This window comes from Actinomadura vinacea, from assembly GCF_039532545.1.
Lineage (GTDB): Bacteria > Actinomycetota > Actinomycetes > Streptosporangiales > Streptosporangiaceae > Spirillospora > Spirillospora vinacea.
The window spans coordinates 239,966-263,600 of record NZ_BAAARW010000002.1 but is presented as its reverse complement, the minus strand read 5'-3'; the positions used below and the strand labels follow the sequence as shown (position 1 = coordinate 263,600).

22 protein-coding genes and 2 pseudogenes are annotated in these 23,635 nt (G+C 72.9%); 8 read left to right on the top strand and 16 right to left on the bottom strand.

What is annotated here, in order from left to right; translation table 11 throughout:
* Positions 1 to 469 precede the first annotated feature (469 nt).
* Positions 470 to 1,726 (top strand): diaminobutyrate--2-oxoglutarate transaminase, encoded by a 1,257-nt coding sequence (gene ectB / locus ABD340_RS03050; RefSeq protein ID WP_344586808.1) that lies wholly within the window; start codon positions 470 to 472, stop codon positions 1,724 to 1,726.
* Positions 1,727 to 1,752: 26 nt separating this feature from the next.
* The gene (locus tag ABD340_RS03045) at positions 1,753 to 2,427 is read left to right on the top strand and encodes an HAD family hydrolase (RefSeq protein WP_344586806.1); all 675 of its coding nucleotides are present in this window, start codon (positions 1,753 to 1,755) and stop codon (positions 2,425 to 2,427) included.
* Here the strand turns inward: ABD340_RS03045 and ABD340_RS03040 are convergent.
* From ABD340_RS03040 to ABD340_RS03015, 6 genes and pseudogenes are all read right to left on the bottom strand, one after another.
* On the bottom strand, positions 2,413 to 3,330 hold the full coding sequence (locus ABD340_RS03040; RefSeq protein ID WP_344586805.1) for an FAD:protein FMN transferase: 918 nt from the start codon (positions 3,328 to 3,330) through the stop codon (positions 2,413 to 2,415). The genes ABD340_RS03045 and ABD340_RS03040 overlap by 15 nt on opposite strands.
* Positions 3,331 to 3,342: 12 nt before the next feature.
* Positions 3,343 to 3,798, bottom strand: a complete 456-nt coding sequence (locus tag ABD340_RS03035; protein WP_344586804.1) for an FMN-binding protein — start codon at positions 3,796 to 3,798, stop codon at positions 3,343 to 3,345.
* Between the two features lie 34 nt (positions 3,799 to 3,832).
* Entirely contained in the window at positions 3,833 to 5,452 is a 1,620-nt protein-coding gene (locus ABD340_RS03030; RefSeq protein WP_344586802.1) for a ferredoxin reductase family protein, read from the bottom strand.
* 138 nt (positions 5,453 to 5,590) lie between these two features.
* Positions 5,591 to 5,815 (bottom strand): annotated as a pseudogene (locus ABD340_RS03025) (helix-turn-helix domain-containing protein); the annotation flags it as partial.
* A gap of 250 nt (positions 5,816 to 6,065) precedes the next feature.
* A complete protein-coding gene (locus tag ABD340_RS03020; RefSeq protein WP_344586801.1) occupies positions 6,066 to 6,977 on the bottom strand; it encodes a hypothetical protein in 912 nt (303 codons plus the stop codon).
* Complete coding sequence (locus ABD340_RS03015; RefSeq protein WP_344586800.1) at positions 6,970 to 7,560, bottom strand: IS607 family transposase; 591 nt, start codon at positions 7,558 to 7,560, stop codon at positions 6,970 to 6,972. The genes ABD340_RS03020 and ABD340_RS03015 overlap by 8 nt, the downstream gene beginning before the upstream one ends.
* 296 nt (positions 7,561 to 7,856) lie before the next feature.
* On the opposite strand from ABD340_RS03015, the gene ABD340_RS03010 reads away from it, so the two are divergent.
* On the top strand, positions 7,857 to 8,954 hold the full coding sequence (locus tag ABD340_RS03010) for a CapA family protein (RefSeq protein ID WP_344586799.1): 1,098 nt from the start codon (positions 7,857 to 7,859) through the stop codon (positions 8,952 to 8,954).
* A gap of 6 nt (positions 8,955 to 8,960) precedes the next feature.
* Here the strand turns inward: ABD340_RS03010 and ABD340_RS03005 are convergent, their stop codons facing one another.
* The 10 genes and pseudogenes from ABD340_RS03005 to ABD340_RS02960 form a co-directional block, all read right to left on the bottom strand.
* The gene (locus ABD340_RS03005) at positions 8,961 to 9,728 is read right to left on the bottom strand and encodes an FkbM family methyltransferase (RefSeq protein ID WP_344586798.1); all 768 of its coding nucleotides are present in this window, start codon (positions 9,726 to 9,728) and stop codon (positions 8,961 to 8,963) included.
* A gap of 84 nt (positions 9,729 to 9,812) precedes the next feature.
* A complete protein-coding gene (locus ABD340_RS03000) occupies positions 9,813 to 11,990 on the bottom strand; it encodes a serine/threonine-protein kinase (protein WP_344586797.1) in 2,178 nt (725 codons plus the stop codon).
* Between the two features lie 26 nt (positions 11,991 to 12,016).
* Positions 12,017 to 14,113 carry an outer membrane protein assembly factor BamB family protein gene (locus ABD340_RS02995; RefSeq protein WP_344586796.1) on the bottom strand — a complete coding sequence of 699 codons (2,097 nt, stop codon included), beginning with the start codon at positions 14,111 to 14,113 and terminating at the stop codon, positions 12,017 to 12,019.
* Positions 14,114 to 14,386: 273 nt separating this feature from the next.
* The gene (locus tag ABD340_RS02990; RefSeq protein WP_344586794.1) at positions 14,387 to 15,244 is read right to left on the bottom strand and encodes an SAM-dependent methyltransferase; all 858 of its coding nucleotides are present in this window, start codon (positions 15,242 to 15,244) and stop codon (positions 14,387 to 14,389) included.
* Positions 15,245 to 15,331: 87 nt separating this feature from the next.
* Positions 15,332 to 16,076: pseudogene (locus tag ABD340_RS02985) on the bottom strand (Hsp70 family protein); the annotation flags it as partial.
* Positions 16,077 to 16,246: 170 nt separating this feature from the next.
* Positions 16,247 to 17,401 (bottom strand): acyl-CoA dehydrogenase family protein, encoded by a 1,155-nt coding sequence (locus tag ABD340_RS02980; protein WP_344586792.1) that lies wholly within the window; start codon positions 17,399 to 17,401, stop codon positions 16,247 to 16,249.
* Between the two features lie 83 nt (positions 17,402 to 17,484).
* Positions 17,485 to 18,123 carry a 4'-phosphopantetheinyl transferase family protein gene (locus ABD340_RS02975; protein WP_344586791.1) on the bottom strand — a complete coding sequence of 213 codons (639 nt, stop codon included), beginning with the start codon at positions 18,121 to 18,123 and terminating at the stop codon, positions 17,485 to 17,487.
* The gene (locus tag ABD340_RS02970) at positions 18,120 to 18,971 is read right to left on the bottom strand and encodes a metallophosphoesterase family protein (protein WP_344586790.1); all 852 of its coding nucleotides are present in this window, start codon (positions 18,969 to 18,971) and stop codon (positions 18,120 to 18,122) included. Before ABD340_RS02970 ends, ABD340_RS02975 begins: the two co-directional genes overlap by 4 nt.
* A gap of 23 nt (positions 18,972 to 18,994) precedes the next feature.
* Positions 18,995 to 19,357 carry a hypothetical protein gene (locus tag ABD340_RS02965; protein WP_344586789.1) on the bottom strand — a complete coding sequence of 121 codons (363 nt, stop codon included), beginning with the start codon at positions 19,355 to 19,357 and terminating at the stop codon, positions 18,995 to 18,997.
* Positions 19,358 to 19,436: 79 nt separating this feature from the next.
* A complete protein-coding gene (locus tag ABD340_RS02960; RefSeq protein WP_344586788.1) occupies positions 19,437 to 19,598 on the bottom strand; it encodes a hypothetical protein in 162 nt (53 codons plus the stop codon).
* A gap of 175 nt (positions 19,599 to 19,773) precedes the next feature.
* Between ABD340_RS02960 and ABD340_RS02955 the strand changes: the two genes are divergently transcribed.
* The 5 genes from ABD340_RS02955 to ABD340_RS02935 all read left to right on the top strand — a co-directional run bounded on the left by ABD340_RS02955 (position 19,774) and on the right by ABD340_RS02935 (position 23,539).
* Complete coding sequence (locus ABD340_RS02955; protein ID WP_344586787.1) at positions 19,774 to 20,004, top strand: DUF397 domain-containing protein; 231 nt, start codon at positions 19,774 to 19,776, stop codon at positions 20,002 to 20,004.
* Positions 20,005 to 20,090: 86 nt separating this feature from the next.
* Positions 20,091 to 20,936, top strand: coding sequence for a helix-turn-helix domain-containing protein (locus ABD340_RS02950; RefSeq protein WP_344586785.1), 846 nt, complete (start codon positions 20,091 to 20,093; stop codon positions 20,934 to 20,936).
* A gap of 67 nt (positions 20,937 to 21,003) precedes the next feature.
* On the top strand, positions 21,004 to 21,201 hold the full coding sequence (locus ABD340_RS02945) for a DUF397 domain-containing protein (protein ID WP_344586784.1): 198 nt from the start codon (positions 21,004 to 21,006) through the stop codon (positions 21,199 to 21,201).
* 385 nt (positions 21,202 to 21,586) lie between these two features.
* Positions 21,587 to 22,405 carry an ATP-binding protein gene (locus ABD340_RS02940; RefSeq protein WP_344586782.1) on the top strand — a complete coding sequence of 273 codons (819 nt, stop codon included), beginning with the start codon at positions 21,587 to 21,589 and terminating at the stop codon, positions 22,403 to 22,405.
* A 150-nt stretch (positions 22,406 to 22,555) separates the two neighbouring features.
* Positions 22,556 to 23,539 (top strand): alpha/beta hydrolase, encoded by a 984-nt coding sequence (locus ABD340_RS02935; RefSeq protein ID WP_344586781.1) that lies wholly within the window; start codon positions 22,556 to 22,558, stop codon positions 23,537 to 23,539.
* Positions 23,540 to 23,635 lie beyond the last annotated feature (96 nt).

Below are 23,635 nucleotides of genomic sequence, written 5' to 3'. Positions count from 1 at the left end.
ATTACCATTCGTGCCGATGTCGGCTCCCCTGAGTACGGTTCCCACCGAGACCATTGCGAGTCTAGTTGCCCTGACCGAATCCAACGCCTGACCACATCCCACAAAGCACTGTTCAGCGGAGATGTAAAGCATGATTTGACTCTTGCTATCACCTTACTTTTCCTGGTCTTTTACAGCTGCCCCAAAGCGCCGCCCCGACGTGGCGAAGAAATGACCGATGCCGGGTGTGTCGATGGCGCCGGGTCCGCGCCGGCGGATCGGCGGCCGGTCTCCGCGAGGCCCGTTCCGCCCTGTTCCACGGGGCCTCATGGATCTCCGAATCCACTTCCCACAGGGCCTGGACAACGCGGTGAGGTACGCTGGCGGAACGGTGCCACGGAGGCGCCTGTCAGCACGGCATTCGCGGTTTCCCGCGGCGGCCATGGAACAACCCGATCATGGGTGGCAGGTGATGATCGAGGTGCTTGTCATGGATGTTTTCGAACTGCTCGAGTCAGAGGTCCGGAGCTATTCCAGGAACTGGCCGGCGGTCTTCGACACCGCTCGGGGAAGCCGACTGTACGACGAGGAGGGGCGCGCGTTCCTGGACTTCTTCGCGGGCGCCGGGGCGCTGAACTACGGACACAATCACCCGCATCTCAAAAACCGGCTTCTGCGCTATCTGAGCGCCGATTCCATCGTGCACAGCCTGGACATGCGCACCGTGGCCAAGCGCCGGTTCTACGAGGCGTTCCAGCGGATCGTCCTGGGGCCGCGCAAGCTCCAGTACAAGATCCAGCTGCCCGGTCCGGCCGGCACCAACGCGGTCGAGGCGGCGCTGAAGCTGGCGCGCAAGTACACCGGCCGCCAGACGGTCGTCGGCTTCACCAACGCCTTCCACGGAATGTCCCTCGGCTCGCTGGCCGTCACGGGCAACGCGATGAAGCGCGGGGGCGCGGGCGTGCACCTCGGGCACACCGTGACGATGCCCTACGACAACTATCTGGGCCGGCGGCCCTCGCACCTCCCGCTGCTGGAGCGCATGCTCGAGGACAGCGGCAGCGGGCTGGACTGGCCCGCGGCCGTGATCGTCGAGACGCTGCAGGGCGAGGGCGGGGTGCACGTGGCCGGCGCGCAGTGGCTGTGCGACCTGGCCGACCTGTGCAAGCGGCACGACCTGCTGCTCATCGTGGACGACGTCCAGATGGGCTGCGGCCGGACCGGCCCGTTCTTCAGCTTCGAGACCGCGGGGATCGTGCCCGACATCGTCTGCCTGTCGAAGTCCCTCAGCGGGTACGGGCTGCCCATGGCGCTCACCCTGCTGCGTCCCGAGCTGGACGTGTGGGCGCCGGGCGAGCACAACGGGACCTTCCGCGGCGCGGATCCGGCGTTCGTCACCGCCGCGGCGGCACTGGACTTCTGGACCGGGGAGGGCCTGGAGGCCCAGACCCGGGCCAAGGGCGAGCTGGTCCGGGAGTCGCTCGACCGGATCGCGGCCGGGCACCGCGACGTGATCGCCGAGATCCGCGGCCGCGGCCTGGTGTGGGGCGTCGCCTTCGCCGACCCGACCCTGTCGGCGGCGGTGGGCGAGGCCGCCTTCGAGCGAGGCCTGCTGATGGAGACCTCGGGCCCGGAGGGCGAGGTGGTCAAGCTTCTCCCGCCGCTCACCAGCACCGCGGACGAGCTGGCCGAAGGGCTGGAGATCCTCGCCGATTCCGTGGACGCGGCCTGCGAGCGCATGCGCTGACCCGCGCCGCGCCCTAGGGTTGCGGCATGGTCGAGGCGGTGCTCTGGGACGTCGACGACACGATCTTCGACTTCTCCGGCTCGGAGCGGACGGGGCTGCTGCGGCATTTCGCGGCCGAGGGGTTGCCGTCCGGCGAAGCGGCGCTGGACCGCTGGCACCGGATCACGGCCGAAGGGTACGCGCGTCTGGCGGCCGGGGAGCTGACCTACGGGCAGCAGCGCCGCGAGCGCGTCCGCGCGTTCGTGGAACGACCGCTGGCCGATGCCGAGGCGGACGCCTGGCACGACCGGTACGTCGCGTTGTTCGAAGCGGCGTGGACGGCGTTCCCCGACGTGGCGGCGGTGCTCGGCGCGCTGCCCTACCGCCAGGGGATCCTGTCCAACTCCAGGGCCGTCCACCAGGAGCGCAGGATGAGAGCCCTGGGGCTGCGGCACCACTTCGAGGTGCTGCTGTGCTCCGACGGGCTGGGCTGCGCCAAGCCGGACCGTTCGGCGTTCCTGGCCGCCTGCGCGGCCCTGGGGCTGCCTCCGTCCCAGGTCGCCTACGTCGGAGATCAGCTGGACATGGACGCGGTCGGCGCGCGCGACGTGGGGCTGCTGGGCGTCTGGCTCGACCGGGCGGGCTCCGCCGCCCCCGTCCCCGGCGGCGTGCGGCGGATCACCGCCCTGGGCGAGTTGCCCGCGCTCCTAGCCTGCTCCTAGCCGCTCCTGGCCGATCTCAGCCACCACTGACGCTGATGGAGACCGCCACGCCGAGCCCGGCGGCCAGAGCCATGGTGACGAGGATGAGGAAGAACTTGTGCATGGGACTGCCTTTCGGGGGTCGCGTGCCGGCGGCTCGTCCGCGGTCCCGTCCTCGATCACGGGGAACCGGTCGGAACGGTAGGCGTGCCCGTCGCGGGTGACGGCGGCCGACTGGTAGCCGGAGTCGTCGGCGAGCCGGGCGAGCCAGAGGAGCCCGTCGGCGCCCATGGCCATCGCGGCGGTGGCGTAGGCGTCGGCGAGGGCCAGGTCCGGGCCGGTGACGGTGACCGACCGCAGCGCCCGGGCCGGTTCGCCCGAGTGCGGATCGATCACGTGGTGGCCGCGCTCGTACGTCCCGGAGGTGGCGATCGCCAGGTCCGTCGCGGCCAGCACCCAGGCCACCTTGTCGTGCTCCCACGGGTGGCGGACCCCGACGCGCCACGCGCCGCCGGACGGCGAGCGGCCCCGGCAGCGGATGTCGCCGCCGGCGTTGACGCAGTGGTTGAGGGAACCGGCGCGGGCCAGGCGCGCCGAGGCGACCTCGACCGACCAGCCCTTGACGTAGCCGGACGGGTCGAGCCGTCCGCTCGCCCGCGCGTCGAAGTGGCCGCCGGTCCGCCGGTGCAGCGACGCGCAGGCGTCCAGCACGGCGCGCGTGTCCGGTGAGCAGTCCGCCACCGCCAGCTCGCCGGCGTCGAGCCGGCTGACCTCGCTGTCGGCGCGGTAGGTGCTGAACCGCCGGTCCACCTCGTGCAGCCAGTCGCAGGTCTGTTCGACGAGGTCGGCGAGGGTGCGCGACGGGAGCAGGTCGGCGATGTCGATGGTGACCGCCGTGCCCATGACGTGCTCGATGTGGTACATGCCGCGGCCCGGTCAGGCTCTCGCCGCCGCGAGCGCGGACTGCAGCGACGCCTTGAACGAGCCGCTGGTGTAGGTGGCCCCGGAGACGGCGTCGATCTGGGCGCTCTGCGCGGCCAGGGTCTCCTGCCGGAGCAGCGGGATGGCCCGCTTGTTGACCCGGATGGTCATGGCCGCGTTGGTGGCGTGGGTGGCGGTGAGCCCGGTGATCTTCCCGCCGGCCACCTTGATGGTGACCTGGATGGGGCCGTGCGGGTTGACCGAGGCCGTCCCCCGGAACACGCCGTCCTTCAGTTTGCCGCCGCTCGCTCGGCCGCCCTGGTTCGCGGGCGGGGCGGCGCCCAGGTCGCCCGTCCCGCCCGCGGTCTGACCGGTCGCGGTGTCGGCCGCGTAGCCCGCCCCGAACTTGACGGCGAGGAGCAGGGCGGTCCCGCTCAGCGTGCCGGCGACCGCCGCGGTGGTTCGGCGCATCACGTCCCTCCAGGTGGTCGATCGAGAAGTCGGTTCAGAACTCGAACGGGTCGAGGTGGATCTGCCGGCGGCGTACCCGCAGCCGCCGCAGGGTGGCGGTCGCGGTCTCGACCATCCCGGCCGGGCCGCACAGGTACACGTCGCGGTGGCGGACGTCCGGGACCAGCTCGCGGAGCCCCTCGGGGGTGAACAGGTGCCGCGGTTCCGGGTCGTCGCGCGAGCCCAGCACGTAGCGCAGCGTGATGCCGCGCCGCTCCGCCAGGCCGCGCAGCTCGTCGCCGAAGACGATCCCGGCGGCGTCGGAGGCCCGGTAGATGACCACGGTGTCGCCGGGGAGCTCGTCCATCAGGGCGCGGATCGGGGATATCCCGCTGCCGCCGGCGATCAGCAGCGTCTTGCGGCGCATCCGGTGGCCCGCGGTGAAGGTGCCGGAGGGGCCGGCGGCGAACACCCGGACGCCCGGCCGCATCCGGCGCAGCGCGCCGGTGTACCCGCCGACCGCGCTGACGGTGAGCCGCAGCCACTGCTCGTTGGGGGCCGCCGACAGGGAGAACGGATGCGACTGCCACCAGGCCCCGCCGGTCAGGAACCGCCAGCGGAAGTACTGCCCGGCCCGCGCCTCCAGCCGGTCCAGCCGGCGCCCGGCCATGTAGATCGAGAACATCGACTCCGACTCCGGCACCACCTCGATGACGCGGAGCCGGTGCCGCAGGTTGAACCACAGGGGCTCGACGACCCGGCCCCAGACCAGGCAGGCGATCACCAGGGCGTACAGGGCCGTCCAGAACCAGCGGCCGAACCACTGCTGGGAGAGCTCGGCCCCGTTGGCGAACTGGTGGCCGTAGCCCAGGATCAATACCGCGTAGGTGGCCAGGTGCAGCCAGTGCCACAGCTCGTAGGGCAGGCGGCGGCGCAGGCCGCGGATCGCCAGCGCGCTGATCGCGACCATGATCCCGACGGCGGCGAACGCGCCGACCATGCCGTCGTAGTCGGTGAACAGGGTGACCGTCTGGTCGATGACGGTGCCGTTCTCGACCAGCGCGTAGCCGACCGTGGTGTACCCGGCGTGCGCCAGGATCATCACCAGGAGCCAGGCGCCCAGGCGGCGGTGCCAGCGCATCAGGTCGTGGCCGCCGACCCAGGTCTCCAGCCACGCGACCCGGCTCATCATCAGCACCTGGACGAGCAGCAGGTACCCGCCGATCAGGCCGGTGACCCGCCCCGCGGCGGTGATGATCTCGGGCCGCTCGTCGAACGCGCTGGGCGGGGTGTTGAACAGCCACAGCGCGACGCTGGTGGCCAGCAGCGCCCAGAACAGCAGCACCACCAGCAGCCGGTTGCCGGCGATCCTCACCCCGGGCGCCTCCCGCCGCGCGGGCGGGGCGGCCGGAGCGGCCAGGCGCTCCCGCGGGAGCGCGTGCCGGGAGTAGCGCGGGGTGACGTCGGCCGGACCGGCGGTCCGGCCGCCCAGGAGATCGGCCGCCAGGGGCGTCGTCACGTTCTCCGGGGGCGCGGCCGGTCGCGCGCCCGGGTCCGGCGGCGGTGGCCATGCCAGGTCGGGGACGGCGTGCACGGCCGTCCGGCGCCGGTCCCAGTCGCCGCCGTACGGCTCGCCGAGGTAGGCCGCCCCGCTCGCCCTCAGGCTGTCGTCCATCACAGGTGCCGGCGGCCGGTCGTGGGTACCGTCTTTCCTGCCTGCACGCGATCCTCCGTGAGGTCTCGGATCCCGCCCGGTCTCCGGCGGCGTCCTGACGACATGTCGTACGGCGGGCCGCGGCGTACGGTTCACCGGTCAGGAACCCGAACCGCTCCCCCGTTCCGCGTCGTGGGCGAGGATCGCGAGCTGGACGCGGTTGCCGAGGTCGAGTTTGGTGAGCGCGGCGGAGATGTGCGCCTTGACGCTGCCCACGGAGATGAACAGCCGTGCGGCGATCTCGGCGTTGGACAGGCCCTCCGCGACGGCGGCGGCGACGTCCCGCTCCCGGTCCGAGAGCGCCGCCAGCCGGCGCCGGGCGCGGGCGTCGGTCGCGGACCCGGCGGCGACGTGCTTGGGCAGGAACCGTTCCTAAGCAGTGTCCGGGAGTGGGTCTTTTGCCCATGTCCCGGAACTGCGCGCATCCCGAACGGTGTTGGATGCGCTGGTTCCCCGCGCTCTCGTTCCCGTCGTCCGGCGGCATGCATCGTGTGCAGGCTCCGTGACGTGGTGGCGGGGTTCCTCGCGTCCTGGGACACTGCGATCGGCCTGGACGGTCCGATGCCCAGCGCCATCACTCTGGTGGCGCTGGGGCGGTGCCGTCCGTCGCCGGATCGGGTGTCCGAGGGCGCGTCGCCCGATGGCGATGCTCCAGGTGGATGCGGTAGGCGACGGCCCGGTTCTGCCCGATGCGGTCGCGCCACTCCTGGCCCCGGTGCGCGAACGCGACCTTGGACGCGAGCACGTACCGGCCATGCCCGGCGTTGGCGTGGTGGGCCAGCGGTGCGGGCAGCTTGATACAGACCTGCCCGTCGGGTGTGACGCGGATGGTCTCGTTGCCCAAGCGTTTGCCGGACTCGCCGTCAGCGGCCAGGAACCACCGCTCGGCCTCCCACCGCTCGCGCCACCGGGCCTCGGTCAGCCCGGCGGCTTGGAGGTTATGCCGGGTGTTCAGCAGCCGTCGGCCGCCGCGCACGAGGTGGACGACACCGGCCTCCCGCTCGGCGCGAGCGACATCGAAGCGGTGTTCCAGGATCGCCAGGCGCCGGGACTTGTGGAACCACTCGTGCTTGGAGCGGTATCCCGCCACAGCCCTCTTGGTGCCCTTCTCACCAATCGGCAGCGAAAGGCGGTACCTCAGCGTGCGCACACCCGCTTCCAGGCCCTGGACATGTGCGAGCTGGCAGCGGCGCGACAGTGCCCACTGGTCGTGCGTGGCCTTGGTGATCGACCCGGCCCAGCGCGACGACGACCCGGCCGTCAGACCCTGCTTACGGGCCGCCCACGCATCCGAGTCGTGCTCCAGGCCAGCGCGGCAGCGGGCCTTGAGATCGGTGGAGGCCAGGCGTCCCAGATGCCCGCCGACCAGGCACAACACCTGCTCATCCGCGCCGGTGAGGTGCTTGAGCCGGTCGCGTATCGCCACCCCGTTGGGGCCGGGCACGACGAACGGCGCGTCGATGTGGCGGAGCCGCTTCTCACTCATCGGCGGCAGCCGCCTCAAGAGCCCTGTGGGCGCGGCTCTTCGCCGACCCGCGGCCGTACAGGCGGGCGCAGAACCAGGTCAGCGCCTCCACCATGTCGCGCTCCAGGTCATGGTCGACGTCGTCGTCGACCTCAGCCTCATCGAGGACGACGAGTCGGCGCCCGGACGCGGACAGGGCGGCCTCGATGAGTTCGACGTTCATGCGGCCGAGGCGGTCTTTGTTTTCCACCGCCACGGCGGTCACCTTCGAATCGGCCAGCAGACGACGGGCCGTCGTACGCCCACCGTCCATGCCGGAGGCGATCTCCGACTCGACCCGGATGACCGTGTGTCCGGCCTTCGCTGCCCACTCCGACAAGCGTGCGATCTGCCGCTCCAGATCGGCCTTCTGATCACGACTGGAAACGCGCGCGTACAGCCCCACACCGCCGATCACCGGCGGTGAGGTGTTCGCATCGATGTTCACCAGGATCGTGCGCGGCCCCACTCGCTCCGCGGGGACCGGCAGCGTGCCCTCACGGAACCAGCGGTACGCGGTACGTGGAGCGATCCCCTGCGCCCGCGCCCAGTCCGTCAGGTTCATAACACGAGATCCTGCAGTACTCGTGACATCTAAAAGGCACTCGTGAACACTCAGCCCACAGCAGTTCACAGCCCCTCTCGTCGGCCGGGTGCCTCCCAGTGGCGGGCGGGTGGCGGCCCGGATCTTCTCGATCAGGAGATCCCGGGAATGTCGCGATGGTCCAGGACATTCGGGACGGGTGGCCGGTTGTCGCCAGGGGTGAAACCGAACGGCGGCCCGTCGCGTCGCGGCCTCCCGGAGCGCCGGTGCCGGGCCGCCGGCGCCGGGACCGGGGAAGCGCCGCCTATGCTGGGGTCATGTGCACCGAGCAGGTGACACTGCTGCTGTGCGGCGACGTCATGCTCGGCCGCGGCGTGGACCAGATCCTGCCGCATCCGGGCGACCCGGCGCTCATGGAGGGCTATGTCCGGGACGCCCGCGACTACGTGACGCTGGCCGAGGTGGAGAACGGCCCCATCCCGTCCCCCGTCGACTTCGGCTGGCCCTGGGGGGACGCCCTGGCGGCCATGGACGAGGCCGCCGCCGACGCCCGAGTGCTCAACCTGGAGACCAGCGTCACCCGCAGCGGACGGTTCGCGCCCGGCAAGAGCGTGCACTACCGGATGAACCCCGCGAATCTCCCCTGCCTGGCCCGGGCCCGCCCGGACGTCTGCGCGCTGGCGAACAACCACGTCCTGGACTTCGGCCGCGAAGGGCTCGCCGAGACGCTCGATTCACTGGACTCCGCCGGGCTGCCCGCCGCGGGTGCCGGCCCCGACCGGGAGCGGGCGTGGCGGCCCGCGACCGTCGAGACCGGCGGCGGCCGCGTGCTGGTCCTCTCATGCGGCATGGAGTCCAGCGGGATCGCCCCGCACTGGGCCGCGGCCGGCGGCCGTTCCGGCGTCGCCTTCACGACGGAGCGGTCCGCCGCCCTGATCTTGGAGCGGGTGCGGCGCGCCAAGCGGGCGGGCGACATCGTGGTGGTCTCCGTCCACTGGGGCTCCAACTGGGGGTACGACATCCCCGATCAGCAGGTCCGCTTCGCGCACGCGCTGCTGGACGGCGGGGCGGACATCGTCCACGGGCACTCCTCGCACCACCCGCGCCCGATCGAGGTGTACCGCGGCAAGCTCGTCCTCTACGGCTGCGGCGACCTGATCAACGACTACGAGGGCATCCCCGGGTACGGGCGCTACCGCGACGAGTTGCGGCTGCTGTACGTGGCCTCGGTGCGGCCGGATTCGGGCGAGCTGGCCGGGTTGCGGATGGTGCCGCTGCGGGCCCGCCGGATGCGGCTGGTCCGGGCCTCGGACGAGGACGCCGGCTGGCTGCGGGCGTCCCTCGACAGCGCCGGGCGCCCGTTCGGCACCCGGGTCGGGCTGGAGCCGGACAGGATCCTCACCCTGGCGGCGTGACCGCGCCTACCGGTCCCCGTCCGGCCGCCGGAGGCGCGCGTAGACGTCACCGGAGCGGCCCATCGGGCGGATGCGCTCCAGGATCCTGGTCAGCTCGGCGGCGTCGAACCAATGCTCGCGGACGAACCGCATCGTCTCGACGGGCGAGTAGTTGTAGAGGTAGCCTCCCGCGCTCGCACCGAGCCGTTCCACGGTCTCCAGCACCTCCATGGAGGCGTCGTGCGCCGAGGGCACGTACTCGAACGAAAGGGCGCGCAGCGGACGGCTGAGCCCCGCCAGCACGTCGGCCTCGAAGCCCTCGACATCGATCTTGCAGAAGGCCGGCTCGCCGTGCGCCTCGATGAGGTCGTCCAGCGTCGTCACCTCGACCTCGACCGAGCGGTCCCAGCGCACGCGGGCGAAACTGCGGTCCCTGGTCACCGAATCGATCCAGCCGGGCGACATCGAGGAGACCGTCGGCGTCGCGGTGGACAGCGCCAGCCGCGCCTGTCCGGGCCGCGCCCCGGCGGCCCCGGGCACGATGGTGACCCCCTTGTCGCGGCCGAAGAACAGCCTGAGCACGCTCAGGCAGTCGGGCTGCGGCTCGACCGCGATCACCCGGGCCCCCAGGCGCCGCCAGACGCGCACCCGGCCGCCCACGTGGGCGCCGATGTCGAAGGCGAGATCGCCGGGGCCGAGGAACTGGCCGTACAGGCGCCGCGAGCGTCCGTGCTTTCCCGGGACGCCGTAGTACATGACCAGTGAACGTGCGATTCCCCAGGCGCGGATCAGCATTCGCCGACCTTACCGCGCGGAGCCGCCTCCCAAGGGCGAACACGACCAAGATCGATTCCTGCGCGTCCGGGTCGCGCTCATACGTCAGTCGCCCGGCGGGCGGAGCGCGCAGACGAGCGTGCTTCCGACGGTGCAGTACACCGTGGAGCCCAGGGCGCTGAGCCCCTTCGCGGACGACATGGAGTCCTCGGGGACGTCGTCCTTGCCCAGCCGGTAGCGCGGGCGCCCGGTGACCAGGTCGAAGCCGTGCACGCCGTCGACACCGGCATGGAAGACCACGTTCCCGGCGATCATCGGCCGCTCCCCGAAGCCCTTGCCGACCGTCCGCCGCCATCGGACCCGCCCGGTCGCGGCCTCCAGCGCGGTCAGCGTCTCCTGGCCGTCGGCCAGGAACGCCAGCCCGCGGCCGAGGACCGGGGTCCGGTGCTCCTGGAAGGCCGCGGAGCCGACAGCGCTTGCGGTGCCGAACCGCCAGCGCTGCCGCCCGGTTCGCGCGTCCAGGACGGTCAGGCCGGTCTGGCCCCCGACATAGACGGCGTCCCCGGCCATCAGCGGGGGCAGCACGCCGAGTTCCGCGGAAGGGGGCCCGGCACCGCCGTCCGGGGCATCGGCCTGCCGCCATCGGGGCCGGCCGGTCGCGGCGTCGAACGCGTGCACACTGCCGTCCCCGGCGACGAGGGTCACCACTCCGCCCGCCACCGCCGGGGTCGTGGCGGGGAGGCGCTCGGCCACCCGCCGCCGCCAGCGGGCGCCCCCGGTCGCGGCGTCGACCGCGTACAGGAACCCGCCCTGATCGGCGAAGTAGCAGGTCCCACCCGCCTGCGCCACGTTGCCCTGAACCATCTCCGAGCGGTACCGCCACCGTTGCCGGCCGGTCGCGGCGTCGAAGGCGAACAGGCCGTAGCTGCCCGTGCCGTCGCTGCCGGCGAGGCAGAAGGCGCCGGCCGCCGCCACCGGGACGGGCGCCGTCGCGAAGGTCGACAACCCGGCCGACCACAGCCGCCGGCCCGTCGCGATGTCGAACCCGGTGAGGGCCGTGCTCAGGCCGCCGATGTCGCACACCAGGCCCGTCCCGCCCACCACGGCCAGGGGCGATCCCTGGGTCGCGGAGAAGGCGCCCTCCCAGCGGCGCTCGCCCGTCCGCGGGTCGAACGCGAACGTCCTGGCGTCGCCTCGCTCGGCTCCGACGGCCAGCACGGTGCCCGCCGCCGCCATCGTGCCGCCCCGCACGGTCAGGTCGCCGGGAAGGTCGAACGTCCAGCGGAGCGGCGAGTCGTCACGCGCCAGGAGGACCCCTGCGGTGCCGCCGCCCGCCGTCAGCAGGACCGCGGCGCCGCCCGCGCCCAGGGCCAGGAACGTGCGGCGGCCCGGGCCGCGCGACACGGGCTCGGCACCCCGCTGGGCGACGGCGTGGGCGACCTGCGGCGGAAGCCAGTGCGTACCGTCCGGGGGCGCCGCGGCGCCGCCCGCCAGGGACCGCAGCAACTGCCCGGGATCGGGCCGCCGCGCCGGGTCCTTGTCCAGGCAGGATGCGATCAGGACGCGCAGCCCCGGGTCGCCGATCGCGCTCAGGTCGGGCTGAAGGTGGATGACGCGGTAGATCACCTCGTGGACGGCGCCGCCGCCGAACGGCCCGGAGCCGGTGAGCGCGTAGGTCAGGACGGCGCCCAGCGAGAACACGTCCGCGGCGGGCCCCGCGGGCTCTCCGGACGCCTGCTCGGGCGACATGTACGCGGGCGTGCCGAGCGTCGCCCCGGTGCGGGTCAGGGCGCTGGCGTCGCTCGCGCGCGCGATGCCGAAGTCGATCACCCGCGGGCCGGCCGGGGTGAGCATGACGTTGGCCGGCTTGAGGTCGCGGTGCACGACCCCGGCCCGGTGGATGGACAGCAGCGCCTCGGCCAGGCCGGCCCCCAGCGCACGCGCGGCCGGCGCGGGCAGCGGGCCGTGCGCGGCGACCGCGTCCTGCAGGGACAGGCCCGGCAGGAACGCCGTCGCCAGCCACGGCTGCGGCGCGTCCGGGTCGGCGTCCAGCACCGCGGCGGTGTAGGCGCCGTCGACCGCCCGCGCCGCGGTGACCTCGCGCCGGAACCGGGACCGGAAGTTCGGCTCGTCCGCCAGCGCCGGATGAATGATCTTGACGGCGACGGCCCGGCCGCCGGGCGAGCGGGCGAGCAGGACCTGGCCCATGCCGCCCGCCCCCAGCCTGCCCGTAACCCGGTAGGGGCCGACCCGTTTGGGGTCCGCGGGCCGTGTCGCCGGCATGGATCCTCCCGTTCGCGATGGAATGCTCAGCCGGACGGCGGCACGGTGCCGGGACCGCCTCGGACGTCGAGCGCGTACAAGTAGCCGTCCTTGCAGCCGAAGTAGACGATCCCGCCCGCCACCACCGGGCTCGACTCGGTTCCCTTGGCGGCCCGGAACCGCCAGACCACGCGGCCGGTGGCGGCCTCGACGGCGTACAGGGCGCCGTCGGAGTAGACGCCGGCCGAGACATAGAGCATCCCGCCGGCCAGCGCCGGGTCGCCCTGCACGTGCCCGTCGATCTGCTTCTGCCAGCGCATGGTGCCGTCGGCGGCGGCGAGGGCGAAGACGTTGGAGTCCCGGTCGCCCACGAAGACCAGGCCGTTCGCCACCTGCGGCCGCGCCGTGACGGGTCCGGCGGTGGCGTAGGCCCAGCGGCGCTCGCCGGTGCGGGCGTCGATGGCGTGCACCTGGTTGCCCTGGAAGTCGCCGCAGTACACGACGCCGCCCGACACGACGGCCCCGCCGGCGCCCTTGCTCATCCGGTACTCCCAGCGGACCCGCCCGGTCGAGGCGTCCAGCGCGGCCAGGCTCTTCGAGCGCGGCACGTACAGGACGCCGCCGGCGGCCGTGCGGTGCGAGACGTAGCTGGTGCCGCCGCGGCTCTGCCACCGGGGCGAGCCGTCGTCCGCGCCGAGCGCGTGGACGGGATCGTTCCCGGCGAAGACCAGTCCCCCGGCGACGAGGGTGTTGGTGCCGGTCCGGCCGGCCGGCCGCCGCCATTTCACCCGGCCGGTCCGGGCGTCGACGGCGTGCACGTCGCCGTCCGAGCCGCCGACGTAGACGACGCCGCCCGCGACGGCGGGCCAGGACGAGACGCGGGCTCCGGCGGAGTACCGCCAGCGGGGCCTTCCCGTTCTGGCGTCGAAGGCCAGCAGGTCGCCCTTCTCGCTGCCGACGAAGACGGCGCCGCCCGCGACCGCCGGGCTGGAGATGAGGTACTCGTCCCCGGTGAAGCGGCGCCAGAGCACCTTCCCTTCACCGGTCGGCTTGGGCGAGGGCGGCGCCGCGCCCGCTCCCGTGACCGGACGGGCCGGTGCGGGCGCCGCGGGTTCGTCCTCCGGCCAGAGGAGCGCGGCGGCTCCCGCACCGGCGAGCGCGGTGGCGGCACCGGCCCCGCCCAGCGCCAGGACGCGGCGCCGGGTGAACGCGCCGAGACCGCCCTCGTACAGCCGCGTCCGCCCGGCCGCGATCACCGGGGTCTCCGCCCCGGCCCGCGCGATCGCGGCGGCGACCGGCTCCGGCAGCCAGCCGAGACCGTGCAGGTCGGTCTCCTCCGGGACGAGCGGCGCGAGCAGTTCCAGCAGCCGCTCGGGCGTGGGCCGGGCACCCGGGTCGGGCGCCAGGCAACCGGCGGCCAGCTCGCGCAGGCCGGGATCGGGGACGGCGCCCAGCCGGGGCGGCTCGTGGACGGCGCGGTAGACGAGCAGGTGCGGCGGGCCCTGGCCGTACGGTCCGGTCCCGGTCGCGGCGAACACCAGGACGGCGCCCAGCGCGAAGACGTCGGCGGCCGGTCCGGTCCGCTCGCCGCGCGCCTGCTCGGGGGCGATGAAGCCGGGCGAGCCGATCGCGTGCCCGGTCCGGGTGACCGCACTGGCCTCCGTGGCGTGCGCGATGCCGAAGTCGATCACGCGCGGGCCGTCGGGGGCGAGCATGACGTTGGCGGGTTTCAGGTCGCGGTGCACGACCCCGGCGCGGTGGACCGACACCAGCGCCTCGGCGAGCCCGGCGCCGAGCGCGAACACCGCCGGCGCCGGCAGCGGCCCGTGCGCGGCCACCGCCTCGTCCAAAGGCAGGCCCGGCAGGAACGCGGTGGCCAGCCAGGGCGGATCGGCGCCCGGATCGGCGTCGACGACCGGGGCGGTGAACGCGCCGCCGACCGAGCGGGCCGCGGCGGCCTCCCGGCCGAACCGGCGCCGGAAGTCGGCGTCCTCGGCCAGGTGCGCGTGGACGACCTTGACCGCGAGCAGGAGCCCGCCGGGCGAGCGTCCCAGGTACACCTGCCCCATGCCGCCGGCGCCCAGCCGGCCCAGCAGCCGGTGGCCGCCGATCCGCCGGGGATCATCGGGCCGCAGAGCCTCCATCCGCCGTCGCCACCTCCCCGCACCGCCGGTACGGCGCCCGCCGCCGTACCGAAACGACCTTTTACAGCAGACGCCGCGGACCGCACGCGGGTTCGGCACGGAAAGATCTCAATCTCGGACGGTGACCGGGAGCCTACCGGCCGAGCCGGTCGGCGCGGCCCCGCAGGTAGCGCTGCTCGGGAAGGCCGGTGGTCAGCCCCCGCCGCGATCTCGGCCGCGCGTTCCGGGCCGGCGCAGTCGATCACGGGAGCAGAACCTCGCTCCGCCAAACCGCTAAGGCTTGCGCGCCACGCCGCCGTACCAGCTGACCTCCGCGGCGGGCGGGCGCGGGCCGGCGCCGTCCGGACGCCATTCCGACACCAGCACCACTCCCGGCTCCACCAGTTCCAGCCCCTCGAACGCCAGCTTGGCGAACTGGTCCCTGGGGCGCGCCTGGGCCGGGACGCCGCCGTTGCGGTAGGCCCGCTCCAGGCCGCCCACGCCGTCCGGGTCGAGTTCGGGCGTGACATGCGAGGCGACGAGGTAGCTGCCCGAGGGCAGCGCGTCCAGCAACGTCCGGACGATCTCGGCGGGCCGCTCCTCGTCCACGATGAAGTGCAGGATCGCCACCAGCATCAGCACGACCGGCCGGTCGAGGTCGAGGGTCTCGGCGACCTCCGGCGAGGCCAGGATGGCGCCCGGGTCGCGAAGGTCGGCGTGGATATAGGCGGTCCGGCCCTCAGAGGTACCGCGCAGCAGGGACCGGGCGTGGGCGAGCACGATCGGGTCGTTGTCGGTGTAGACCACCCGGCAGGCGGGATTCTCGCGCTGCGCCACCTCGTGCACGTTCCCGGCACTGGGGAGGCCGGTGCCGATGTCGAGGAACTGCGTGACGCCGGCCTCGCGCACCAGGTGGCGGACGGCGCGGGCAAGGAACGTGCGGTTCTCGCGAACCGCCGTCCGCACGGAGGTCCAGCTCTGCTCGGCGACCTCCGCCGTCTCCCGGTCGGCCGGGTAGTTGTCCTTGCCGCCGAGGTAGTAGTCGTACATCCGCGCGGAGTGGGCCTTCGTGGTGTCGATCGGGGGCGCGTCCGAGACCGGCCGCGAGGCCGCGCTCGGAAGCTCCCACGCCTTCTTGCCGTCCTCGGACATCCCGGCCGTCCCCTCATATGACCACTGCCGCCGGGACGATCGTATTGCCCCCAGGGGACCAATGAGACGAATCGCCACGCCCAATGATCAGCTCGCGGCGCCGCGCCGCCCGGCGTCCTCGTCCACGACCTCCGCGTCGACCACGTCGTCGTCCGGACGTGCGCCGTCGCCCGCGGTGTTCTGCGCGTACATGGCCGCGCCCATCTTCTGGCCGACGGCCTCTCGGTGGCGGTCTTGACGGCCTCGACGTCGGCGCCCCCCAGGGCCTCGCGGACGTCGGCGACGGCCTTCTCGACCTCGGTCCCGGTCTCCGCGGGGATCTTGTCCTCGTTCTCCCGCAGGAACTTCCCGGTCGAGTAGGCCAGGGTGTCGGCCTGGTTGCGGACCTCGGCCTCCTCCTTGCGCCGGCGGTCCTCCTCGGCGTACTCCTCGGCGTCGCGCATCATCTTCTCGATCTCGTCCTTGGGCAGCGCCGATCCCCCGGTGATCGTGATCGACTGCGCCTTGCCGGTCGCCTCGTCCCGGGCGGCGACCTCGACGATGCCGTCGGCGTCGATGTCGAAGGCGACCTCGATCTGCGGCACGCCGCGCGGCGCGGGCGCGATGCCGTCTTCACCAGCTCGCTGACCGCCGGCATCCGGGTGGAACCGCCCACCAGCACGACCTGGTCGATCCCGTCCACGCCGATCCCGGCGTCCTTGAGCACCTGCTTGAACGGCGCCTTGGTCCGCTCCAGCAGCTCAGCGGTCATCCGCTGGAACTCCGCCCGGGACAGCTTCTCGCCCAGGTAGGACTCGGCGTCGCGCTTGAGCTTCTGCAGCACGAACGCGCTGATCTGCTGCGGCGTGAAGGGCTTGTCGTCGATCTTGGTCTTCCAGTCGGTGCCCATCTCGCACTTGACCGACCGGATGGTGCGATCGAGCACACGATCGCCCAGAGCGAAAACGCCCGTGCCAGCGGCCGCGGGGCCGCCGGAACGGGCGTCGTGCGCTGTCGCGGGGGCTACGGAAGGCCGCCCCGGGAGATGAGCTGGCGGACGATCACGTTGCGCTGGATCTCGTTGGTGCCCTCGCCGACGATCATCAGGGGCGCGTCCCGGAAGTAGCGCTCCACGTCGAACTCGGTGGAGTAGCCGTAACCGCCGTGGACGCGCACGGCGTCCAGCGCGATCTCCATCGCCGTCTCCGAGGCGAACAGCTTGGCCATCCCCGCCTCCATGTCGCAGCGCTCGCCGCTCTCGTAGCGCTCGGCGGCGTGCATCAGCAACCGGCGGGCCGCGGTGAGCTTGGTGGCCATGTCGGCGAGGTAGTTGCCGACGGACTGGTGCCGCCAGATCGGCTTGCCGAACGACTCGCGCTCCTGGGCGTACCGGAACGCGTCGTCGAACGCGGCGCGGCCCACGCCGGTGGCGCGCGCGGCGACCTGGATCCGGCCGATCTCCAGCCCCTTCATCATCTGCGCGAACCCCTTCCCCTCGGCTTCGCCGAGCAGCGCCGTGCGCGGCACGCGGCAGCCGTCGAAGGACAGCTCGCAGCTCTCCACGCCCTTGTAGCCGAGCTTGGGCAGATCCTTGGAGACGGTGAAGCCGGGCCCCTTCTCGACCAGGAGGATGCTGATGCCCGAGTGCGCGGGCCGCGCGTCCGGATCGGTCTTGCACAGCAGCGCGACGACCTGCGAGCGGCGGGCGTTGGTGATCCAGGTCTTGGCGCCGTCGATGACGTAGCCGTCGCCGTCGCGGCGCGCCACCGTCCGTATGGCCTGCAGATCGGATCCGCCCCCCGGCTCGGTCAGCGCCATCGTCGCCCGGATCTCCCCGGTCGCCATGCGCGGCAGGTAATGGCGCTTCTGCTCCTCGGTGCCGAAGGCGAGGAGCAGCTTGGAGACGACGGTGTGCCCGCCCATCGCCCCCGCAAGGCTCATCCAGCCGCGCGCGAGCTCCTCGGTGACCAGCGCGTAGCAGGGGGTGGAGACGGCCGCCTCGCCGTACGGCTCGGGGACGGCCAGCCCGAAGACGCCCATCGCCTTCATCCGGTCGATGAGCTCGCCGGGATAGGTGTCGGAGTGCTCCAGCTCGCGGGCCGCGGGCCGGACCTCCCGGTCGACGAAGTCGCGGACGGTCTCGACGATGGCGCGCTCCTCGGCGCTGAGCCCGAACATGGTCACCCCTTTGCCATAAGAAAGACCCCTATAAAATATATGATTTCTACCCGGCGGGAAAGACCCGCCGGTCGACCGGCCCTTCAGGCGCGAACGGCGATCGCGGTCACGGCGAGGCCGCCGCCGGTCGCCCACCGTCCCCTGTACTCCCGGTACGGCGCGCCGCTCGCGAGGATCTCGGCCCGGAACGTCCCGTCGCGGCCGAAGGTGAGGGACGCCTCCTCGAACCCCAGCCACCGGCCGGTGGCCGGGAACCACGCCTTGTAGACCGACTCCTTGGCGCTGAACAGCAGACGGTCCCAGTGAACGCCCGGCACGGCGCGGCGCAGCCCGTCCAGCATCGGCAGCTCCTCCTCGCGGGCGACCGCTTCGAGCACCCCGTCGGGCAGCGGGCCGTGCGGCTCGGCGTCGATGCCGAGGGCGGCCAGGTCGGCGGACCGGGCGACGGCCGCCGCGCGGTAACCGTCGCAGTGGGTCATGCTGCCGACCACGCCGTCCGGCCAGCGCGGCGCGCCCTTGTCCCCCGGCATGATCGGAACGGCCGGCAGGCCGAGCCCGGCCAGCGCCCGCCGGGCGCACCAGCGGGCCGTGGTGAACTCGCGGCGCCGCTTGTCCACGGCCCGCGCGACGGCGGGCTCCTCCTCGGGCAGCAGGACGGCGTCGGGCGGATCGTCGTAGGCGGCGGCGGTGGCGACGCCCGCGGGCAGGATCCGCTCGATCATCCGGCCTCCACCGCGGCGGGCGCGGCGGCCGGGAGGATGCGGCGCGGCCCGTGGGGGCGCTCGCCGCGCTTGCGCCACTCGCGCGGGTAGCCGACCGACACCTCCTCGAAGTTCACCCCGTCGCTCCACATCGTGCGGGGGATGTGCAGGTGCCCGTAAACCACGGTCACCGCGCCGAACCGCACGTGCCAGTCGGCGGTGCGCTCGCTTCCGCACCACTGGGCGAACTCCGGGTACCACAGGACCCGGGTCGGGTCGCGGGTCAGCGGGAAATGGTTGACGAGCAGCGTGCGGGCGCCGGGCGGCAGCTCGGCCATGCGCCCCTCGGTGTAGGCGATCCGGGCGTCGCACCAGGCGTCGCGCGACGGGTACGGGTCGGGATGCAGCAGCACCTCGTCGGTGCACACCACGCCCGCGTCGTAGGCGATCTTCAGCGCCTCCTCCTTGGTGGAGGCGCCCTCCGGCCGGAAGGTGTAGTCGTAGAGGACGAACAGCGGTGCGACGGTCACCGGCCCGTCATCGCCCTCCCACACCGCGTAGGGGTCCTCCGGGGTGAGGACGCCCAGCTCCCGGCACATCTCGACGAGCCGCCGGTAGCGGGCCTCGCCGCGGAGCTGGACGGGGTCGTCCTTGGGCGTCCACAGCTCGTGGTTGCCGGGCGCCCAGATCACTTTGGCGTAGGCTCCGCTCAGCGTCCGCAGCGCCCATTCGACGTCGGCGAAGTACTCGGCGACGTCGCCGGCGACCACGAGCCAGTCACCGTCGTCCTCGGGCCGCAGCCCTTCGACGAACGCGCGGTTGTCGGCGAATCCGACGTGGATGTCACTGATCGCGTAAAGACCACTCACCCCAGCGATCCTAAGCGCGTCGCTCAGTGCCGGTCGCGGTCCTGGTGGCCGCCCGCTTGGGCGATGATCCACTCGGTGGTGACCTGCACCCGGGCGATGCGGCGCTCCAGCCTGGTGCGGGCGGGCCGCCGGTGCTCGGGGACGCGGTGCTCGGAGACGCGGTGCTTGGGGACGCGGCGTGCGGGGGCCATGCTCGCCTTCCCGCCGGCCATGTCGAGCGCCAGCTCGGCCAGCCGGGCGCCGGCGCCGGCGAGGTCCCTCAGGGCACGGCCCTCGGCCTGCGCATCGGGAGTGTCGAGCACGCAGGCGAACAGCGCTTCGACCTCGGCCATCTGCGCGCCCAACCGCAGCAGTGCCCGATCATCGGTCTTCCGTATCTCGCCCACGATTCCATGGTGAGCGAAGGGGGGGACAGAACGCACCCGGGTTTTCCCGGGCTGCGCTTTCGAATCGGCATCGGCCCGGTCAGCCCACGAGGTCGCGGCGCGGCGGTCCGACCCGTTCGGCGCGCAGCGCGGAACGGCGCATCTTCCCGGCGTCGTCGCGCAGCGGGAAGTCGGCGAACTCCACGCTCCGGGGCCGCTTCATCCGCTCCAGCCGGTCCGCCGTCCCGCCCCCCAAGATCATCCGGTGCTGCCGGCGTAGGAGCGGCCCGCGATCGGGGCATCGGGCGCGGCGCCCAACACCCGGGCCCGGTGATTGTTCCCGGAGGACAGCGCTTCCCGTTTCATAATCGGTGCGTCACAGAACGTGGCCCGGAGGCCGCATCGAGGCGGCGGACGGCGAGAGAACGGAGCGAGCGATGGCCAAGCCGACCAAGCCGGCCGCCGATGAACTGGGCGTCGACCTGCGAAGCCTCGACTGGCAGCGGGCGCCGGGCGGGGAGGGCGCGATCGAGATCGCCTTCACCGGACCGTGGGTCCTGCTCCGGACCGGAGGGGACGGCGGTCACGTCTCGGTGTTCGACCACCACGAATGGGACTGTTTCCTCCAAGGTGTCAAAGCGGGCGAGTTCGACCGCGCCGCGACCTGAAAAGTCACGGCCCTTTCGTTCTGTGATTCACAAATTGGGCAAGAGTTATGCTGGGAACGATCGCATGTCAAGCGAGGGAGTCCTGGTTGAGTGAGGCCCGCGGAGCCACCGTCGCCAAATGGCGGCTCTCCCGGCGATTGAAATCCCTGCGCGAGGAGGCCGGCTACACCGCCAACCAGGTTTGCGACCGGCTGGACTGGGGCCGCGGCAAGGTCGGCCGGTTCGAGGCCAACAACTGGGTGCGGCCGGAGCTCAGCGACATCCGCGACCTCGCCCGCGTCTACGGCCAGGTCGGCGGCGACCTGGAGGAGCTGGAACGGCTCGCCTCCCTCGCCCGCGACCGCGCCTGGTGGCGCGACCACGCCGACATCTTCCCCAACGAGTTCCCCGGCTTCGAGGCCGACGCGGCCGCGATCCGGGTCCTCACGCCCCTGGTCGTGCCGGGGCTCCTGCAGACGCCCGCCTACACCCGCGAGCTGTTCGCCTCCGGCAGCAAGTCCGCCGAGTGGCAGGCGCGGGCGCTCAAGGCGCGCCGGCGGCGCCAGCGCATCCTCGACCGCGACGACGGCACCGCGCCCGAACTGCTCGCGATCATCACCGAGGCGTCCCTGCTCTACCGCTGGGGCGAGCGGGCCGAGCGGCGCGAGCAGATCGGCCATCTCGCCGAGATGAGCCGGCGTCCCAACATCGAGATCAGGCTGCTGCGCTTCACCGAGGGCCTGCATCCCGGCATGTCGACCCTGGTCAACCTTTTCCGGTTCGCCGGGGAGCCCTCGATGGTCTTCCTGGAGAACGACGTCGCCATCCAGGACAGCATCACCCCCGAGATCGTGGAGGCCTATGAGCAGACCCTCGAACGCGTCCGCAAGGCGGCGCTCGACCCGGCCGCGACCACCGAACACCTCGACGAGCTGAAGCACACCCTCGACTGAGATCCGTGCAAGTGAAGTCCCAAGACCCCGCATGCCCTCCCGGGCGGGGGTCGGAGCTGGAGTGGAGATGGACCTGTCTCAGGCCGAATGGTTCAAGGCGACGGCGAGCGCCTCCAGCAACGGCGGCTGCGTGGAGGTCGCCGATCTGGGCGACGCGACCGCGCTGCGCGACAGCACCAGACCGGACGCCGGCGTGCACGTCGTCGACCGGGCCGCGTTCGCCGCGTTCCTCGCGGACGTGCGCGCGGGGCGCTACGACCTGTGAGGGACGCGGCGCGCTGACGGTTCGGCGCCGGCCGGGCGGCACGCCGGCCGGCCGCGCGAGATCCCCCAGGGCTGCCCCCCTGGGGGATCTCCGCGTTTCGCGCCCGTCTCAGGCAGCACCACCGTACAAGCCCTGCACAGGAGCCCATTTTGGGCTATTACAGGATACTCTCTGAACTTTGCCGGTCACCCTATTTTGTGCCGTTTTGCAACTTTCAGCGAACGTTTCACCGCTCACCTTGGAAAGTTTCCTTCACTTCGCGGGAACCCCGGCGAAATGTGCGACCATAACTGTGAATCACAGATAGCGACTCGCGAACGTGGACGCCCATAGCCCGAAATATCCGGTGTGCTGCGATGGTGGCGACGGACAGCGGAGGCGAGCAATGACGGAGGCCGAGCCGGGATTCCCGCCCGCACGCACCCTGGATCGCGGCGGCTGCGCGGCGATGCGCCTCCCCCCGGACGAGTCCATCGCCCGCGTGGCGCGCGCCGGCACCGCCGCGACGCTCAGCGGGTTCGGGCCCGGCCTCCCGCCCGGCACCATCGACGACGCCGTCCTCCTGGTCAGTGAGCTGGCCACCAACGCGCTCCGGCACGGCCTGCCGCGGGCGCCCGACGGCGATCCCTCGCCCGCGCACCCGATCGAGCTGTGGATCTACGCGCGCGAGGCCGGCCGCGACCGGCAGCACTCCGAGCTGGTCGTCAAGGTCTTCGACGGCACCCCGCACTGGCCCGCCCCGGCGCCCGCCGCCCCCGACACCATGGGCACGCTCCTCGAGCACGGCCGCGGCCTGGTCGTCGTCGACGCGCTCAGCGAGGGCCGCTGGGGGCACCACCTGTCCCGGTCGCGGCTGAGCGATCCGGCCGTGCCCGGCAAGGCGACCTGGTTCGGGCTGCCCATCCCGCCGCTGCACCGCACCGTGCATACCGGCGCGGCGCACGCCGCCGAAGACCTGCACGCACTGCTGGCCCGGCGCGGCCTGCGCCGCCTCATCCGCCGCAACGAGCGCGGCGTCTCCGTGCTGTCGGTAAAGGAGAACCTCACCGTGTGGTGCGAGGCGGGATCCTTCCAGTGGCGCGTCCCCGGCGGCGGGTCCACGCGGCTGGCCCGCTCCGACATCACCGAGGCGTGCGAGCAGATCGTCCAGCTCCACGAGACCCTGACCTACGAGCGCGCGGCCGGTCTCGACCGAACCGGTTGACCGTACCGGCAGCGCCGCGCCTTCGGCGCCCGGCCGCCGACCGGCGGAGGACGCCCGCCGCGCGGTCCTGTCGCGCTCCCCCGCCCGGAGGCGGGAATAGGATCCGTCGAACCGACCGCACGCGCGACACTTCCCACGCGAGGAGAAGCGATGACCACCCCGACCACGCCCGCTCCTCCGCCCCCGCCGTTCGATCCGGAACTGGCCACCGCGCTGGAGGCCATGGGCGCGGCGCCGTCCTCGATCACCCCCGACCTGCTTCCCGCCCTCCGCGGGGGCGAGGCGCCGGCCCCGGTCACCGACGAGGAGCTGCGCCGGGACGGCGCGTTCGACATCGTGGAGCGCGCCGTGCCCGGCCCCGCGGGCGCGCCCGACATCTCCCTGCTCATCTGCACCCCCACCGGCTTCGAGGCGCCGCTCCCGGCCGTCTACTACGTGCACGCCGGCGGGATGATCCTCGGGGACAACCGGCTGGGCGTCACCGAGGTCCTGGACTGGGCGCAGGAGCTGGGACTGGTGGTCGTGTCGGTCGAATACCGGCTCGCGCCCGAGCATCCGCACCCTGCCCCGGTCGAGGACTGCTACGCCGGCCTGCTCTGGACGGCGGAGCACGCCGCCGAGCTGGGCGCCGACCCCGAGCGGATCATCGTGGCCGGCACCAGCGCGGGCGGCGGGCTGGCCGCCGCGCTCGCCCTGATGGCACGCGACCGGGGCCGCCCCGCGCTCGCGGCGCAGCTGCTGATGTGCCCGATGCTGGACGACCGCAACGACAGCGTGTCCAGCGTCCAGATGGCGGGCCACGGGGTCTGGGACCGCACGTCCAACGACACCGGCTGGTCGGCGCTGCTCGGCGACGCCAGGGGCGGCCCCGGGGTGTCCCCGTACGCGGCCCCGGCGCGCGCCGAGGACCTTTCGGGGTTGCCTCCGGCGTTCATCGACGTGGGCTCGGCGGAGACGTTCCGGGACGAGGACGTCGCCTACGCCACGGGCCTGTGGCAGGCCGGGGGCCGGGCCGAACTGCACGTGTGGCCCGGCGGCTTCCACGGTTTCGACATGATGGCGCCGCAGGCCGCGCTCTCCCAGGAGGCCCGTGCGGCACGGCTCCGCTGGCTCCGCCGGCTGCTGGAGATCTGACGCCCTCGCGCCGCGCACCCCGGCCGTCCAAGCGGTTCGAACCTGTTTACCGATGGATGCGTACTCCTTGGCGGTTCGTGGTGAGGGCTGCCGCGT